Source organism: Shewanella sp. KT0246 (assembly GCF_019654955.1).
GTDB classification, from domain to species: Bacteria; Pseudomonadota; Gammaproteobacteria; order Enterobacterales; family Shewanellaceae; genus Shewanella; species Shewanella goraebulensis.
This window is the reverse complement of sequence record NZ_BPEV01000005.1, coordinates 42,097-57,298: the sequence shown is the minus strand read 5'-3', so window position 1 is coordinate 57,298 and position 15,202 is coordinate 42,097. Positions and strand designations below refer to the sequence as shown.

Below are 15,202 nucleotides of genomic sequence, written 5' to 3'. Positions count from 1 at the left end.
TTAACGCATCATTAAGGGATTATAATGAAGTTTGTCGCTCAATTCGTTCACCTGCTGTTATGGCTTTCTGTTGCCATGTCCCCAACGCTATTTTTTACCATGCTTGGCTTAATACTTGTTTATAGCAGTGAAGGGCAAATGGGAGAGTTCACCGTGCCTATGATGGCGCTTGTCGGTTTTGTGCTCGGTGCCATCTGGGCAGAAAGAGTTCGTAAGACTGTGGGCTTATCTAATTTCTTTGGCCGACTAGTAGGCATGAGAAATGGTTAGCTAAAACAGGCTGATTTATCGAAATGCTAAGCAATATTTAATAGTAAGCATTCTTTGATAATAAACAGTCTTTAATAATTTAATAACCACTAACACTTACCGCCGCAATCTTTACCGATTTTACGGGTATAAGAAACGAGATTACCTTTGGCATCAAGGTGAAAATCACAACATTGATTAAATAAGCTGTATAGAGACTGACGGCTTTTTTGCACTCGCGACTTTAAGGTCGAGTATTTAATATCTTGTTGAGCAGCATAGGCTTTTTGGGCGACACCATTTAGCTCAACTGCAGTCAGCAACTCCGCTTCTTCTGGTGGTAGGCCATTAATAAAGGGCGTAATACAATCAGTCATTTGTTCAAAAATATCTTCGCTTTCTTCTAAAGCCCAGTCATGTTGATCTTGTAATTCGCTTGTTTGGTTTCTAGCACGCTTACGATAAAAATCGATGATGGTGTGATTAGCTATTTGAAATAGCCAAGATTTAAGCTTTTTAGTGTCTTGGATTTTGTCTAAGCTGTTATAGCTTTTGATTAGGATTTCTTGCAGTAAATCATCAACATCAGCATGATTTGAGACATTTTTAGTCAAAAATGCCTTAAGGCTAGTGCGATATTCAGCCCAAATAGTTTCAATGCTTATAGCTGTTGATGTTGTCATCGTGTTTCCTATGATGTTTGTTTTCTCAGAACGCAAAAACTGATCTAAGCATACTTAGATCAGTTCGTGTGTTGTCATTATCCAGTGTAGCGCTGAATTATCAGGATGTATAACGCCTGCAGTTTCTTGCTTAGTAACCTGAATAGCTACTTTAAAAGCGATTTAACCGCAGCAACTCGCACTACCACTGCAACCCGTTTGCACAATATTTTTACCTTCAGCCAAATAGGTATTGGTTAAGTAAAAGCCTGAAAATTTCTCTACAAAGTCACTCGATACTGTTTTTTCAACTAAACCTATTGCCATGATAGCTTGTTGCCATGCTTGCATTTTAGGTAAACCACAGAGCATGTCATAGCCCGACTTTTGCTTAATAATATCAGCACGGTGAAGTAGTGGTAGCCAAGCTAAATCGACGTTACTTAATGCATCAGATTTAAAAAACTGGGTGCTGCCAGTAAGCTGTTCTTCAGCTTTTTGGAATGCTTTGTACAATTTATTAAATCGAGTTTCTAAGGTCGCTTTATCTTTGCTGCTCATCGCGCCACATTGTGCCAAGTAATGCTTAGAACCTAAGTAACTCCATGCACGATCTAATGCGCGTTGCTCATTGGTAACGTTTTGCTCAAGCGGACCATATTCATCTTCGATGTATTCAATAATCGCATCAGACTCAAACAATGCGGTGCCATTGTCTGTCACCATCACAGGCACTTGACCGTTGGGTGAGATATCTAAAAACCATTGTGGTTTGTCACTTAAGCTGATGTATTCGATTTCATAAGCGATATTTTTAGCCGCTAATGCAGCTGTTACACGCTGAACAAAAGGGCAAATTTTGAAACTGATAATTTTAATCATGGATTGAGCCTTCTTACGATGAACGCAAATTTAATTGTTTAATTACTCATAAGACGAAGGCAGATAAAAAAAGACGAATTTTTTATCTTCTACTCAAAAAATTATCAATTTAAATCTAGTTAATAGCTTTATATCAATTACTTACTGGTTTTAAGCTAACATTGCTGCCGCAGCCAACAGAACAAACAAACCTGCTGTAATTCTGCGTATTAATGCTAATGGCAACTTGTCTGCAGACAGTTTTCCGATAATCACAACTGGCACATTAGCGAGCAGCATGCCGATAGTGGTGCCTATCACCACCATGGCTAAAGCATCAGCGTATTGAGCGCCAAGAATGGAGGTGGCTATTTGGGTTTTATCGCCAATTTCGGCAATGAAAAAGGCAATAAAGCTGGCAACAAAGGGGCCTCTGTTGGAGATTTTTTCATCATCATCAAGCTTATCAGGAACCAGTATCCACGCTGCCATGGCTAAAAAGCTGATTGCTAATACCCAAGTTAATAGCTGAGGAGAAAGGTAATCGGCAATCACCACACCTAAATATGCTGCTAAAGCATGATTGGCAATCGTGGCTAAGAATATGGCGGCAATAATAGGAATAGGTTTACGGTAGCGGCTAGCTAGCAGTAAAGATAACAGTTGGGTTTTATCACCAATTTCGGCCAAGGCGACAGTGGTAATGGATATGGCTAAAACGCTCACAGGGTTCTCTTTTGGAGGTGGGGATTGTGATTAACCTAAGACAATGCTCACTCCCCACCTCGGGTTGTGATCATTGTCTATGGTCTCACTAAACTCAGTTGGCACTGAGTCTTGAACGCCATGATGATGTGCATCAATTATGTTGACGAACAAACCGACTTATTTAAAGGCTGTTTAAATGAGTGGCAAGTTACTCCCCAAAGACAGCGGCATTGTAAAGATTGTCAGGATTGATTTCAAGCTTAACCGAATATCAGCAATGATGAACTCGCGAGGGTTATTGACTGAGCTCGTGTGATTTACAGTGTAAATTTTTACTGAATAATTGATTGAGAACAAAAAAACCTTCAATGAAATTGATTTAGTTTGATTATCAAGGTATTTTATTTAAATGCTTTGATAATCAAACTAAAGGTGCCGCGTGCGATTTACTACCGAACATCAACACGACTTTTGTCCTCAGCAAAGTGCTGGCGAAAAGAGAACACTCTACGTATTAATATTAACTGTGACCGCCATGGTTGTTGAGATCATTGCTGGCACAGTATATGGCTCGATGGCCTTGCTAGCTGATGGTTGGCATATGGGAACCCATGCAGCAGCGTTTTGTATCACTTTATTTGCCTATCGCTATGCGCGAAAGCATGCTGATTCTGATAAGTTTTCGTTCGGAGCGGGTAAGGTTAGTGTATTAGGTGGCTACACCAGCGCGATTGTTTTGGGTGTGGTGGCGTTATTGATGATGGTTGAATCCATTCATCGGCTGCTTAATCCGCAAACCATTCATTTTAACGAAGCCATTATGGTGGCCTTTATTGGCTTGGCTGTGAATGTTGCCAGTATTTTCTTATTGGGCGAGCACCATCATCATGATCACGATCATTCGCATGGCCCTTCACACAGTCACTCACATGGCCATTCTCACGATCACTCACACGTCTCTTCACAAAAGCATTCGCACGGCCATTTTCACGATCATGCACATGAACATAATGAGCATAGTAAAGATCATCAACATGAGCATCAACAGCACGAACACAAGTCAGGTGAAAAGCATCATGATCATAATTTGCGTGCTGCCTATATGCACGTGTTAGCCGATGCATTAACATCTGTATTAGCGATTATCGCGCTTGTTTTTGGTAAGTTTTATGGCTGGCATTGGCTCGATGCTGTGATGGGTATGGTTGGTGCGATTGTAATAACCAAATGGACTTTAGGTTTAATGAAACAAACTAGCCCTGTGCTATTGGATGAGAGTATTGATTCGCAATATAAACAGCAGATAGCTGACGTATTAAAGCCTTATGCTGATATTAAAGATATGCATGTTTGGAAAATTAGCGGTCATCATTATTCGGCAGCGCTAACCTTAGTTGCAAAACAGGCTGATTTTTCTATTGCTGAATATAAGAACTTATTGAGTCAATTTGATAAAATTCATCATCTAACAATTGAAGTTCACCCAATGAGTTAATCCATGCCAAATACTGAGTTATTAAATCAAACGATTATTGAGTTTTACGACAAGATGTCTTCTTGGGAGCAGTCTGTTGTTAAAGAAACAGGCTATAGTCTTGCGCAGACTCATACCATCGAAGTGCTGGGAACATTCGGCGCGCTCAGAATGAAGGAATTAGCACAAAAACTCGGTATCACCACAGGAACGCTTACTGTGCAGGTGGATAAATTAGTGAACTTAGGGCTGATGGAGCGAACTCCTCATCCAGAAGATGGCCGTGCAATTGTGGTGCAATTAACCTCATCTGGGTTAGATATTCACCATCAACATCATCAACTACACCTTGATTTAATGGGCGATCTCACTCGCCATATTGATATTGAAGAAGCCAAAGTACTGTTGTCATGTTTACAAAAAATGAATCAAGAGTTTTAGTACTAAATTTTTGAAGCATTGTTATATATGTAACTAAAGGTAACAAATATACCTTTAAATCAATATTTTAACCTTGATGAAATACTGTGTTACCCTGAAAAAGATATACTACAAAAGGGCTATGATGTTGAGGTTTTATATGGACATATTATTGGTGAAAAGGTGGCGTATTTGCCTATTCGGCTGCCTTTTTGTACTCAGCGCTAGCGGATTTGCTAAAGAGACCCTATTAGAATTGCAAAAAACAGTGGCCAAAGTCAGTCCTGCTGAAGCTGTAGTGTTGCTGGATAAGTTTGATATAACCAGCAGCGGCTTTTCGCCTGAAGAACAAGCGCAGGTGTATTTTCTTTATGGTCAAGCTTACGAAAAGACCCGTCAATTAAATCAAGCGATAAATAGTTATGATAAAGGCATTGCGCTGGTTAAATACCTACCCGTTTCAGACATTCTTATTGATAGCCATTTAGAGCGCTCTTTTGCGCTATATCTTCAATCAAATGACCCTATAACCTATTGTGTTGATAGGAAGCTGGCACTTGAATATGCCCGCAAACACACCAATTCAGAACTCCTTGCTAAAACGCTGACCCAAAATGCTTTCTGTTTCATAGAACCTGATACAGTCTATAAAGGCATCGATTTACTTGATGAAGCCTTACTGGTGGTGGATAAAAGTGAGAATCTCAATGTTAACCGTAAGGCTCTGATTTATAATGCCACTGGCAGTTTGTATCGTCGTGTTGGATTACATCAACGAGGTTATGAAAACTTCAAAATAGCCTATGAAACCTGGAAAACCATTAACGATATTGAAGATATGTTTAACATGCAGCACAACATGTTAAGCCAAGCAATTAAGTTAGGTGATTGGGGTAAGGCTGAAGAAAGTATCCAACAGCAATTTGAATTAGCAAGAGTTGCCAATGGTGAAGGTGATTTATTGTTTTTCTCGCACCTGAATGCGGGTCAATTGGCGCTGAGAACCTATGACTTTACTCAAGCTGCGGTTCATCTTGAAAAGGCGCTTTTGTTACAAGATACCACCAGAGAACAGTATTTTATCACTAGCACCTATTTGTATCTCGCGCTTGCCTATACTCGCAGTGGTGATTTAAATAAAGCTGCTGAAATGGCAAGAATATTTAGGTTGGATGATAAATTTCCAGCCAATATGAAGGACATGATGTTAAAGGCTGATGCCATTATTGCATTAGCAGAAAATGAGCCAGTAAAAGCGGCTAATTTATTTTTGCAGGTTGTTGATATTGAGCGAGAGAACAATCAGAGCATTATTGACAGTAAAGTACTGACGACATCACTGGATCATAATATTAAACTCGCAGCATTTGAGAATGAGCTACTTGAAAATCGCCTTGCTATTAATGAGTTAAATTGGGCTGCTGTTGAAGATAAAGAACGAATTAGCGATTTAAGGCTTACCTTATTTCTAGTACTGGCTGTGGTGTTATTTGGCATAGTATTGATTTTATTGCACTCAAGAAAAACCCTTAAAGAACGTGCTCAAACTGATTATCTCACTGGCTTATCGAATCGCGGTTACACCTTCCAAAAAGGTCAGAAGATTATTGATAGAGCCATCCGTAAGCGCCAACCTGCCTCTGTGATTATTTTTGATATTGATAATTTTAAATCGATCAATGATCGTTTTGGTCATCATATCGGTGATTTAGCGATTAAAGCAGCAGCCAAAAGAGCCCGAAGTTGGCTTAAAAAGACTGACTTAGTCGGTAGAATTGGCGGCGAAGAGTTTTTAATTATTTTGGATAATACCAACCTTGATGAAGCCTTTACTATTTCTGATAGGCTGCGTAACGGTATTGCGTCCCAGTCATTCCACTTTGATGGCATTGATGTTGAATTTACCATTAGCTTAGGTGTGGCCACGTTAGATAGTGTATCAACGACATTAGCAGATCTGAGTAAACATGCTGATGACGCACTTTATCAAGCTAAATACTCAGGTAAAAATAAAGTCTATCTTGCCAAACAGTGTGCTTAAATAACCGAAAATTGAGCGGTTAAAAACCGCTGCCAACATTAAAGTAGAGCGCACTTTGCTCCTCACTAAAGGCGATATCAACCCCCATATGGATGCCGTAACGACGGGCTATTTGATAGCGAAATCCGACACCGTATGCAGAGATGAGCTCATCTGATGCAGACTCTGTCATCGCGTTTACCGATGACGAATTTAGTACTGCATTATCTTGATAGGTGTAACCCAAGCCGTAAAAGCCAGATAAGGTCCAACGATGGTTAAGGTGATACATGACCTGTGTTTGCAATGTGGCAGTTTGATCCCCTTGATAGCGATATGATGACACCCCGCGTAAATCAATATAAGGCTTAACTGTAGGCGGTAGCGCATCGTCTTTTGCGTAAAAAGCTTGGTAATTTCCCGCAACAGCCAATGTCCACTTCTCTGCCACCGGCCAAAAGCTTTGACCACTTATTTCAAAGCTATCATAGAGATAGTCTGAACCAAGCGCCTCGTTATAACTCATGTATTCTGCTGACACTAAATAGCCTTTAGAAGGGTAAAATATATTGTCGCGGGTATCATATTCAGCGGCTAAACCAAGACCTGATGAGGTGTTATGTTCTCCAAGCGTTTGCTGGAAAATCCAATCAACAATTTGGTTTGAAGACGAAATGCTCGATTGTGCCCAAAATTGTTTTACACCCAACATTAATTGAGTTTCAGGAATGCGAAACAACAATTTTTGACTCGCAAAAGCCGCAGTGGTTTGGGTATCAAAACTGACAGGTTTGTCGACGGGCAGTAAGCCGCCTAAGTTAGAGTAAAGGTCAAAATTGACCTTGCCCGCTCCTCCAATAACGGTATAACGAATATGATCTTGCTGCCATGAGTGGCGGTGTCCGGCAAAGGCAAACCAAGAACCATTTTCAGTGGCTAATGCTCCTACAGCAGTCATGGCTGGTGGGATTAATTGGGCACCACCATCTAAGGAGGCCATGGCCTTTTCTTGTCTGTGGGCTTTTTCTTCCTCAGATTCATGCAAAAATAATCCTGCAATACCGCCACCGAAACCGACAGCGGGCTCGGTAATGATTACTGGTACAGGTAGAAAACCATACGCATTTTCTGCTAGGTAATTACCCATATCAAATTTGCCATCAACAGGATCATAGAAGCTGCTATCGGTGCCTGCAAAGGCAGAACCACTCAGCATCAATGATGATAAGACTATTTTTTTGAACATGAATGTATACCTGAGATCGATTTGTTGTCAGTGCAGTGATCAAAGTGATTAGGGAAGCCATCTCACAATAAAAAAAGCGGCAACGGGAACCCTTGGAGTGGTGAAGTGTACTTATATTGGCGATAAGTACTCCCGTTGCCGACTAATGCCCTAAGGCGAGATAGAATTTACTCGATGAATGTAATTTAACGAACTCACCTTTGCAGGATCAAATCCTCTTAGTTAATAAAAGTACTCAGAGGCGAACAGTGTTTCACTGTTTTCTATTGCCGTTACTTTATTGAGATATCACAGTTGCTCTGTTTGTTTTAAAAGCATGTTTTGATGTTTGTTGCACCTTATTGGTGCGATGGGTGAGTTAAAAGTCAGCATGTCAGTGTTTGAATTGATATTTCAAATATACAAAAAATGCAATTGGAATAATTATTTTAACATTTAAAATCAACATCTAACATTAAGTATTGAACCATTGTAGTGCAAGCTTAGATAAGCTGGCATGTTCCCTGTAACGTTTAAGTTCATCAGCAAGTGATGCGTGAAATGGAAGGGAAAGCACATGATGACAAAACCGCTTATTTTTACCGATATGGATGGTACTTTACTGGATCATTATGATTACAGCTTCTCCAGTGCAATTGGCGTGATAGAAGCGCTAATAGAAAAGCAAATTCCCATTATTGCTAATACCAGTAAAACTTTTGCTGAAATGGAGAAAATTCAACAAACCATTGGTTTTAATTCACCATTCATTTCTGAAAATGGTGCAGTGGTGTATATCCCTATCGGTTATTTCGACAGCCAACCAGCAGATACGTTTACGCAAGGTTATTACTGGGTAAAAGAGTTTTGCGAACCCCGCGAGCATTGGTTACAGCTACTCGACGCCAAGGCTGATGAGTTTGCTAGTGACTATATTGGTTTTTCGACATTAACATCTCAAGACCTATGTGAACTGACTGATTTATCGGAAGATAAAGCCACTTTAGCCCTCGTAAGACATTATTCAGAACCGTTATTGTGGACGGCAGATATCGACCGTAAGCAAGCCTTCATTAAACATATGAACAGTCTAGGAGCCAATATGTTGCAGGGTGGCCGTTTTTTACATGTGGGTGGGCATACTGATAAAGGCCGTGCCATGGACTGGTTAGCCCAAGTTTATGCCGATGTTTATCAAACCAGTGTGCAAACCATTGCACTGGGTGACAGTGGTAACGACAGTGCCATGTTAGAAGCTGCCGATGTGGCGATTCAAATTAAATCTCCGACACATACTTTCCCAAAAATTAAGACTGCCAATAAAACCATGCAAAGCCAGCAATACGGCCCTAAAGGTTGGGCTGAATGCTTGCAGGCTTTGTTACTAGAATCATCGGCACCAACATCATCATTTACGCTTGAGGAGGCATAACATGGCTGATTTTTATCAAAATGGCATTGTTACTACGCTACATAATTTAACTCAGCGTACCCATGAAGAAATGGAAAAGGACTTGATGAAGTTTTCTAAAACTCGTCCTTTAGGCTTAATCTTGCCTTCACTATATTCTGAGCTAGAAGGTGAAGCATTACCTCAAATTATTAATCAACTGAAAGAAGTGCCTTATCTTAATGAAATTGTAATTGGTCTCGATAGAGCTGATAAAGAACAGTATAAGCAAGCGTTAAGCTTCTTTAATCAATTGCCGCAGCATCATAGAGTGTTGTGGAATGATGGCCCTAGGTTACAGGCATTAGATGCCAAGCTGAGTAAACTAGGTTTAGCCCCCAAAGAGCTCGGTAAGGGGCGAAATGTGTGGTATTGCATGGGCTACACCTTAGCATCGGGTAAAACTGAATCGGTGGCATTGCATGACTGCGATATCGTTACCTATGAAAAATCTTTATTAGCACGTCTCTTGTATCCGGTGGCAAATCCACAATTTAACTACGAATTCAGTAAAGGCTTTTATGCCCGCATGTCTGATGGAAAAATTAATGGTCGAGTATCACGCTTACTGGTCACGCCATTGATTAAAGCTTTGCAAAGAGTCGTGGGTCATAACGATTATTTAGAATATATGGATAGCTTTCGTTATCCATTAGCTGGAGAGTTTTCATTCCGCCGTGATGTGTTAAACGACCTACGTATTCCAAGTGACTGGGGCCTTGAAATTGGGGTGCTCAGTGAAATGCACCGTAACTATGCCCACAATCGTATTTGTCAGGTAGATATTGCAGATAATTACGATCATAAACATCAAGACTTGTCGTTAGATAATGCCGAAGAAGGGTTATCTAAAATGTCGATAGATATTACTAAAGCCTTTTTTAGAAAATTAGCGACTCAGGGTGAAACCTTTAATACAGAAGCCTTTAGAACATTAAAAGCGACCTATTATCGAATCGCACTCGATTACGTAGAAACCTACCATAATGATGCCTTAATGAATGGATTAACTACTGACATCCATACTGAAGAAAAAGCCGTCGAAATGTTCACTCAAAATATTGTTACAGCAGGTCAGCGCTTTTTAGATAACCCGATGGAAACCCCGTTTATGCCGACGTGGAGTCGTGTAATCAGTGCTATGCCAGATGTGCTTGAACAGCTTAAAGCAGCGGTTGAAGCAGATAATGCCGAGTTCATGTAAGACTAATGATTGGATTTTCTGGCCTATCGTTTTTACTGTGAGCCCCTTGGGTTAAGTATCATCAAGTGGCTTACAGTAAGTAATAATGTTAGAAGAAAAACTTATGACTGAAATTGAAAGTTTAAAACACAAACTTATTCAACAGCTTGATTGTATTTATAAAGATGTTGAGCTTAAGCAATCTAGCGATGAATTAGCTGAATCGTTAATTGATACTATGCGTATTGAGCAAGGTGGCTTTACCCCAAAGCCCTATAGTAACCATTGGTCTGAGCAAGATGTGGTGATGATTACTTATGGTGATAGCATCATTTGCACTGATCAAAAGCCGTTAGCGACCTTGTCAGAATTTATGAATACCCATCTTGAGTGCATTAATTCGGTGCATATTTTACCGTTTTTTCCATTTAGTTCAGATGATGGTTTTGCAGTGATTGATTACTCCAGTGTTAATGACGGTTTAGGGGATTGGTCTGACATTAAAACCATTGCCAACAAGCGACGGTTGATGTCTGATTTAGTGATTAACCATTGCTCTAGCCGTAGTGCATGGTTCCAAAATTTTATTAAAGGCGAAGGTGTCGGTCATGACTACTTTTTTACCGCTAATATTAATGATGACTTATCTCAAGTCGTTCGCCCGAGAACCTCAGAATTATTAAGACCGACTCACACCAGCAAAGGTTGGCAGCAGGTATGGTGTACATTCAGTCACGACCAAGTTGATTTTGACTTCCGAAATCCGCAAGTCATGATGGAATTTGTACGAATTATTCGCCAATATCTCGATGCCGGAGTGAACATATTTCGTTTAGATGCGGTGGCTTTTTTATGGAAAATTGTTGGGACTAAATCCATTAACTTGCCACAAACCCATGAGGTCATCCGCTTACTGCGCACCCTTATAGAGCATGCACAACATGATGCTGTAGTCATCACCGAAACTAATATTCCAAATACTCAAAACCTGACCTATTTTGGTAACGCCAATGAAGCCCATTGCATTTACAATTTCTCATTGCCTCCGTTACTGATAAATACATTAATTACAGGTAGTTGCTTGTATTTGAAACGCTGGCAAATGAGTATGCCGCCAGCTCAAGATGGTACAACTTACTTTAACTTTATTGCTTCCCATGATGGTGTGGGTTTAAGACCTGTTGAAGGAATATTGGAGGATGAGGAGGTCAAGTCGCTAGTTGAAACCATGGCATTATTTGGTGGGAAAATCTCCAGTAGAACCAGTGAAGATGGCCAGAAAAAGCCTTATGAAATAAACATTGCGCTCATTGATGCGCTACAGGGCACCACTAAGGGTAAAGATCAGTTTGGGCTAGCACGGTTTACTTGTGCTCATGCGATTATGCTCGGCCTTGAAGGCATTCCAGGGATTTATATTCATAGCCTGTTAGGCACTGAAAATGATTATGAAAAGCTGGCAAATACTTCCCATAACCGATCGATTAACCGTCATCGCTGGGATTACCACACGCTAAATGGTTTGCTATCTGATGAGCGAAATAGTCACAGTAAAGTGTTAGCGTCATTGACTAAGCTCATTAGTATTCGAACCAATCAGAAAGCCTTTAATCCCAATGCCACCCAGTTTACCTTGCATTTGGGCTTGCAGTTATTTGGATTTTGGCGTCAAAGCCGTGATCGTAGGCAGAGCATTTTTTGTATCAGTAATATTACCGATCAACCTATGGATTTACCGTTAGCTGAGCTTAACTTGATCGGTACTGAAACTTGGTTTGATTTAATCGATGGTGAAGTGATTAGTGATATTACCGCAGTGCAGTTACTAGAGCCTTATCAAACGGTATGGATAAGTAATGTGGCGTAAAGTTCGCCATCAAGAATAAAAAAACCAGCATTCATGCTGGTTTTTTTATGATTTTATGTAGTCTAGAGATTACTTTTCTGCAAGGGTATATTGCTTCAAAATATCATCAAGGCCTGCAGATGATTGTGATAAATTGGCCGCTAGAGATACCGAGCGGTGTGCTGTTTCTCGAATGGTTTCTGCCTGACCACGAATATCATTTAACTGTCCCGCAATATCACGTGAAGCGGCACTTTGTTCTTCTGAAGATGCTGCAATTTGCGAGCTCATATCAAATACATGGCTAATTGAGTCCACCATGTTATCTACATCTTGGCCTACAGATTCAATCGCTGTTCTGCCTTGATCGGCTTGAGAAACAATATCGGTAGTAATATGCGATAAAGTATTGGTGTCTTTTTGCAGCCCTTCAATCATGGTTTGAATTTCAACCGTGGCTTGTTGGGTTCGACTTGCAAGGGTGCGAACTTCATCGGCAACGACTGCAAAACCTCGACCTTGTTCCCCAGCGCGCGCAGCCTCAATGGCTGCATTCAATGCCAGTAAATTTGTTTGCTCAGAAATACTATTAATTGTTGTCACAACCGCACCAATATTGGCAGCAGCTTGGGATAACTCGCCTACAGAGGTTGAGGCTTCTGAAATACGACTAGTGAGAGTACCAATACGGTTAACCGCTTCAACAATTTGCGCTTGACTGTTACTGGCTTGAGTTGAATTTTGCTGGCTTTGGTCTGAAGTGCTACTGGCATTATTAGAAACTTCTTCGATAGCGGCGGTCATTTGTGTCATTGCGACCGATACCGTATCTAAAAACTCATGCTGGAATTGAGTCAGTTCTTCGCTTTGATTGGCCTGTTGATTAAATTCATTAGCGGCTTCTGACAGAGTGTGTGCGTTAGCGGCAATCGCTGTGACCATTTCACTCATATTATCTGCGCTGCGATCAATCTCGCGTGCGATTAAACTGAAATCATCGGTGCCAAAAAAATTAAGTCTGCAAGTCAGGTCACCATCAGCTAAGCGCTTGATTGCCACATACATATCCCATAAGCCACCGCCCAGTGAGGTAGAAGTCCAATAGCAGACTAAATACAGCGGTAACAGACTAAGGAAAGCGTATATTAATAAGTTATTTGCACTTGAGAGTACTGCATCTTCCATCTTTGCGACATTAATAGTGCTGACGAGGTGTTGGTTTCCGGCAGGAGCACTAACAGTAATGTTGTCGCCACTGCGGCGGTTTTCAGCGGAATAGGAAACGCGAGCATCGATTGACTGAGCAAACTCATTTAAAGCTTGTTCTGATAGGCCTTGAACTTGCGCACTTTGGGCAAAAGCATCGATACGAGTTTGTGCAAATTGCTGAGAAGACTGTTCAATTTGTGCAGTGGTATTTAGGTAATTGCTGATGGCGACTAAAGCGGTTAGCGCAGTAACAAGCGCACAAATTACCCAGAATTTACCGTTCAAACTGAGCTTGATGAGTATGGCGTCTACTTTACGAAAGTTAATCTGTTTCATTTCAGTCATTCCTTGGCAACAATTGAATGCTTGGTTGCATGTCAGTTTGTTGTGTTTTGCTGTACTGATATATGAGTATATGTTTATTCGGGTTAAATATTTTTAAAGTCGCAATTTTAGCGTCGATATTTCATTTAAAGCCGAATACATCCCATAAAAGTCGCATGGTAACGAGAATTCAGTGCGATTAATTCGAGGCAGATCGCAGTCTGAGTTTTCATGAAAACTTTTTATAAATTTTGGGTTCTTTAACCTAATGAGTTATCGGCGTGAAAATAGATAAGTTTAATTTTGCTCGACACTAATCTAGTTAAACGTTCCAAGCACTTATATTCACTTTTAAAAAAATGCTTGTTCCATATAGAGAGCATGCAGAGTAATAGTTGATGATGACAATTAATTTTTCTCGAACTCTACAAGTGTAAATTATTGATATAAATCTTTAAATTTGCGATGGCGAACGATTTTTGTTGCGATAAAAAAGATTAATGTAAATCGTCAAATAATATAGAGCTTAGCGCTTATATTAAGGCAGTTTTACAAGTTAAGTTTTGATTGAGCTAATTTGAAAAGGCAGAGTACTCAATATAAATAATACAGAGTCCTAGGTCATGCTTTGGATAAATGTTGAATTGGGCGAGTGCTTTTGTGTCGTTTATTGGTGAATGATAGTTTTAAAAAGTCTGAGGGAAATATGAATAAATGGATAGTCGCGGCGGTGTTACTAACCCCGGTTTCAATGAATGTGATTGCATCTGAAGAGGTTGAGTTTAGAGCCGCTGGTAGTTTAAAAACGGCAATGACAGAGCTCGTTGGCAGTTATCAAAGTACCTATGAAGTGAATATTACCTCACAGTTTGCACCTTCGGGTTTATTGCGTAAACGCATAGAGCAAGGGGAACACGTAGATTTGTATGCGTCAGCAAATATGAAGCATCCAAGCACGTTAAATAAAGCGGGTAAATCTGGCCCAGTTGTTCGTTTTGCTGGCAATAAATTATGTGCGATTGCTCAAGAGAATATTACTGTTAGCAGTGAACGTTTGTTAGATAAAATGTTAGAGGAAGACGTCAGAGTCGGTACCTCAACTCCAAAAGCAGATCCGGCGGGTGATTATGCATGGAAATTATTTGCACGAGCTGAAAAAGTTCAAGTGGGTGCCGAAAAGGCACTTCAGGCTAAAGCTTTGCAATTAACAGGAGGAGAAAACTCTGCCAAAGCACCTGAAGGACGAAACCCTTATGGATGGGTGATGGAAAATAACCAAGCTGATATCTTTTTAACGTACTGTACTAATGCAGTATTGGCGCAAAAAGAAGTACCTGCGTTACAAATTATTACCGTGCCAGATGCTATATCTGTGGGGGCACAATATGGTCTGACATTGATTAATGACGCTAATCCTGATGCGGCAGGTTTAGCTCATTTTATTCTGTCCACAGAGGGACAGGCTATTTTGTCAAAATATGGCTTTGATACTCCGCTTCTATAAATATCTATTGAAATTTTATAAATTGATCGATGACGGACTAATTCTTAATTAATACGTCATCGAGCTT

13 protein-coding genes are annotated in these 15,202 nt (G+C 40.3%); 8 read left to right on the top strand and 5 right to left on the bottom strand.

All coding sequences use genetic code 11. The features are described 5' to 3' along the window. Positions 1-24 precede the first annotated feature (24 nt). Positions 25-270, top strand: a complete 246-nt coding sequence (locus tag K5Q58_RS03765; RefSeq protein ID WP_220752537.1) for a hypothetical protein — start codon at positions 25-27, stop codon at positions 268-270. An 89-nt stretch (positions 271-359) separates the two neighbouring features. On the opposite strand, the gene sigZ is transcribed toward K5Q58_RS03765, so the two are convergent. The 3 genes from sigZ to K5Q58_RS03750 all read right to left on the bottom strand — a co-directional run bounded on the left by sigZ (position 360) and on the right by K5Q58_RS03750 (position 2,498). After that, positions 360-932, bottom strand: coding sequence for an RNA polymerase sigma factor SigZ (gene sigZ / locus K5Q58_RS03760; protein WP_259651221.1), 573 nt, complete (start codon positions 930-932; stop codon positions 360-362). Positions 933-1,094: 162 nt separating this feature from the next. Then, positions 1,095-1,793, bottom strand: a complete 699-nt coding sequence (locus tag K5Q58_RS03755) for a glutathione S-transferase family protein (protein WP_220752536.1) — start codon at positions 1,791-1,793, stop codon at positions 1,095-1,097. A 150-nt stretch (positions 1,794-1,943) separates the two neighbouring features. Beyond that, on the bottom strand, positions 1,944-2,498 hold the full coding sequence (locus K5Q58_RS03750; protein ID WP_220752535.1) for a TMEM165/GDT1 family protein: 555 nt from the start codon (positions 2,496-2,498) through the stop codon (positions 1,944-1,946). 421 nt (positions 2,499-2,919) lie between these two features. Between K5Q58_RS03750 and K5Q58_RS03745 the strand changes: the two genes are divergently transcribed. The 3 genes from K5Q58_RS03745 (at position 2,920) to K5Q58_RS03735 (ending at position 6,415) form a co-directional block, all read left to right on the top strand. Then, positions 2,920-3,975, top strand: a complete 1,056-nt coding sequence (locus K5Q58_RS03745; RefSeq protein WP_259651220.1) for a cation diffusion facilitator family transporter — start codon at positions 2,920-2,922, stop codon at positions 3,973-3,975. Between the two features lie 3 nt (positions 3,976-3,978). After that, positions 3,979-4,395, top strand: coding sequence for a MarR family winged helix-turn-helix transcriptional regulator (locus tag K5Q58_RS03740; protein WP_220752534.1), 417 nt, complete (start codon positions 3,979-3,981; stop codon positions 4,393-4,395). 139 nt (positions 4,396-4,534) lie between these two features. Then, positions 4,535-6,415, top strand: a complete 1,881-nt coding sequence (locus tag K5Q58_RS03735; protein ID WP_220752533.1) for a GGDEF domain-containing protein — start codon at positions 4,535-4,537, stop codon at positions 6,413-6,415. A gap of 19 nt (positions 6,416-6,434) precedes the next feature. Here K5Q58_RS03735 and K5Q58_RS03730 read toward each other — a convergent pair whose 3' ends face one another. Then, positions 6,435-7,640 carry a BamA/TamA family outer membrane protein gene (locus K5Q58_RS03730; protein ID WP_220752532.1) on the bottom strand — a complete coding sequence of 402 codons (1,206 nt, stop codon included), beginning with the start codon at positions 7,638-7,640 and terminating at the stop codon, positions 6,435-6,437. 556 nt (positions 7,641-8,196) lie between these two features. Here K5Q58_RS03730 and K5Q58_RS03725 point away from each other — a divergent pair. The 3 genes from K5Q58_RS03725 to K5Q58_RS03715 all read left to right on the top strand — a co-directional run bounded on the left by K5Q58_RS03725 (position 8,197) and on the right by K5Q58_RS03715 (position 12,119). Next, a complete protein-coding gene (locus K5Q58_RS03725; RefSeq protein WP_220752531.1) occupies positions 8,197-9,051 on the top strand; it encodes a mannosyl-3-phosphoglycerate phosphatase in 855 nt (284 codons plus the stop codon). Between the two features lies 1 nt (position 9,052). Next, complete coding sequence (locus K5Q58_RS03720) at positions 9,053-10,273, top strand: glycosyl transferase (protein WP_220752530.1); 1,221 nt, start codon at positions 9,053-9,055, stop codon at positions 10,271-10,273. A 103-nt stretch (positions 10,274-10,376) separates the two neighbouring features. Further along, on the top strand, positions 10,377-12,119 hold the full coding sequence (locus tag K5Q58_RS03715; protein ID WP_220752529.1) for a sugar phosphorylase: 1,743 nt from the start codon (positions 10,377-10,379) through the stop codon (positions 12,117-12,119). Positions 12,120-12,188: 69 nt separating this feature from the next. On the opposite strand, the gene K5Q58_RS03710 is transcribed toward K5Q58_RS03715, so the two are convergent. Beyond that, positions 12,189-13,643: a methyl-accepting chemotaxis protein gene (locus K5Q58_RS03710; protein WP_220752528.1), complete on the bottom strand. Its 1,455-nt coding sequence runs from the start codon at positions 13,641-13,643 to the stop codon at positions 12,189-12,191. Positions 13,644-14,337: 694 nt separating this feature from the next. On the opposite strand from K5Q58_RS03710, the gene K5Q58_RS03705 reads away from it, so the two are divergent. After that, positions 14,338-15,135 carry a molybdate ABC transporter substrate-binding protein gene (locus tag K5Q58_RS03705; RefSeq protein ID WP_220752527.1) on the top strand — a complete coding sequence of 266 codons (798 nt, stop codon included), beginning with the start codon at positions 14,338-14,340 and terminating at the stop codon, positions 15,133-15,135. The last annotated feature ends 67 nt before the right edge of the window (positions 15,136-15,202 follow it).

Coding starts and splice junctions, on each gene's coding strand:
- K5Q58_RS03765 (WP_220752537.1), top strand. CDS start 25: ATGAAGTTTGTCGCTCAATTCGTTCACCTGCTGTTATGGCTTTCTGTT.
- sigZ (WP_259651221.1), bottom strand. CDS start 932: ATGACAACATCAACAGCTATAAGCATTGAAACTATTTGGGCTGAATAT.
- K5Q58_RS03755 (WP_220752536.1), bottom strand. CDS start 1,793: ATGATTAAAATTATCAGTTTCAAAATTTGCCCTTTTGTTCAGCGTGTA.
- K5Q58_RS03740 (WP_220752534.1), top strand. CDS start 3,979: ATGCCAAATACTGAGTTATTAAATCAAACGATTATTGAGTTTTACGAC.
- K5Q58_RS03735 (WP_220752533.1), top strand. CDS start 4,535: ATGGACATATTATTGGTGAAAAGGTGGCGTATTTGCCTATTCGGCTGC.
- K5Q58_RS03730 (WP_220752532.1), bottom strand. CDS start 7,640: ATGTTCAAAAAAATAGTCTTATCATCATTGATGCTGAGTGGTTCTGCC.
- K5Q58_RS03725 (WP_220752531.1), top strand. CDS start 8,197: ATGATGACAAAACCGCTTATTTTTACCGATATGGATGGTACTTTACTG.
- K5Q58_RS03720 (WP_220752530.1), top strand. CDS start 9,053: ATGGCTGATTTTTATCAAAATGGCATTGTTACTACGCTACATAATTTA.
- K5Q58_RS03715 (WP_220752529.1), top strand. CDS start 10,377: ATGACTGAAATTGAAAGTTTAAAACACAAACTTATTCAACAGCTTGAT.
- K5Q58_RS03710 (WP_220752528.1), bottom strand. CDS start 13,643: ATGAAACAGATTAACTTTCGTAAAGTAGACGCCATACTCATCAAGCTC.
- K5Q58_RS03705 (WP_220752527.1), top strand. CDS start 14,338: ATGAATAAATGGATAGTCGCGGCGGTGTTACTAACCCCGGTTTCAATG.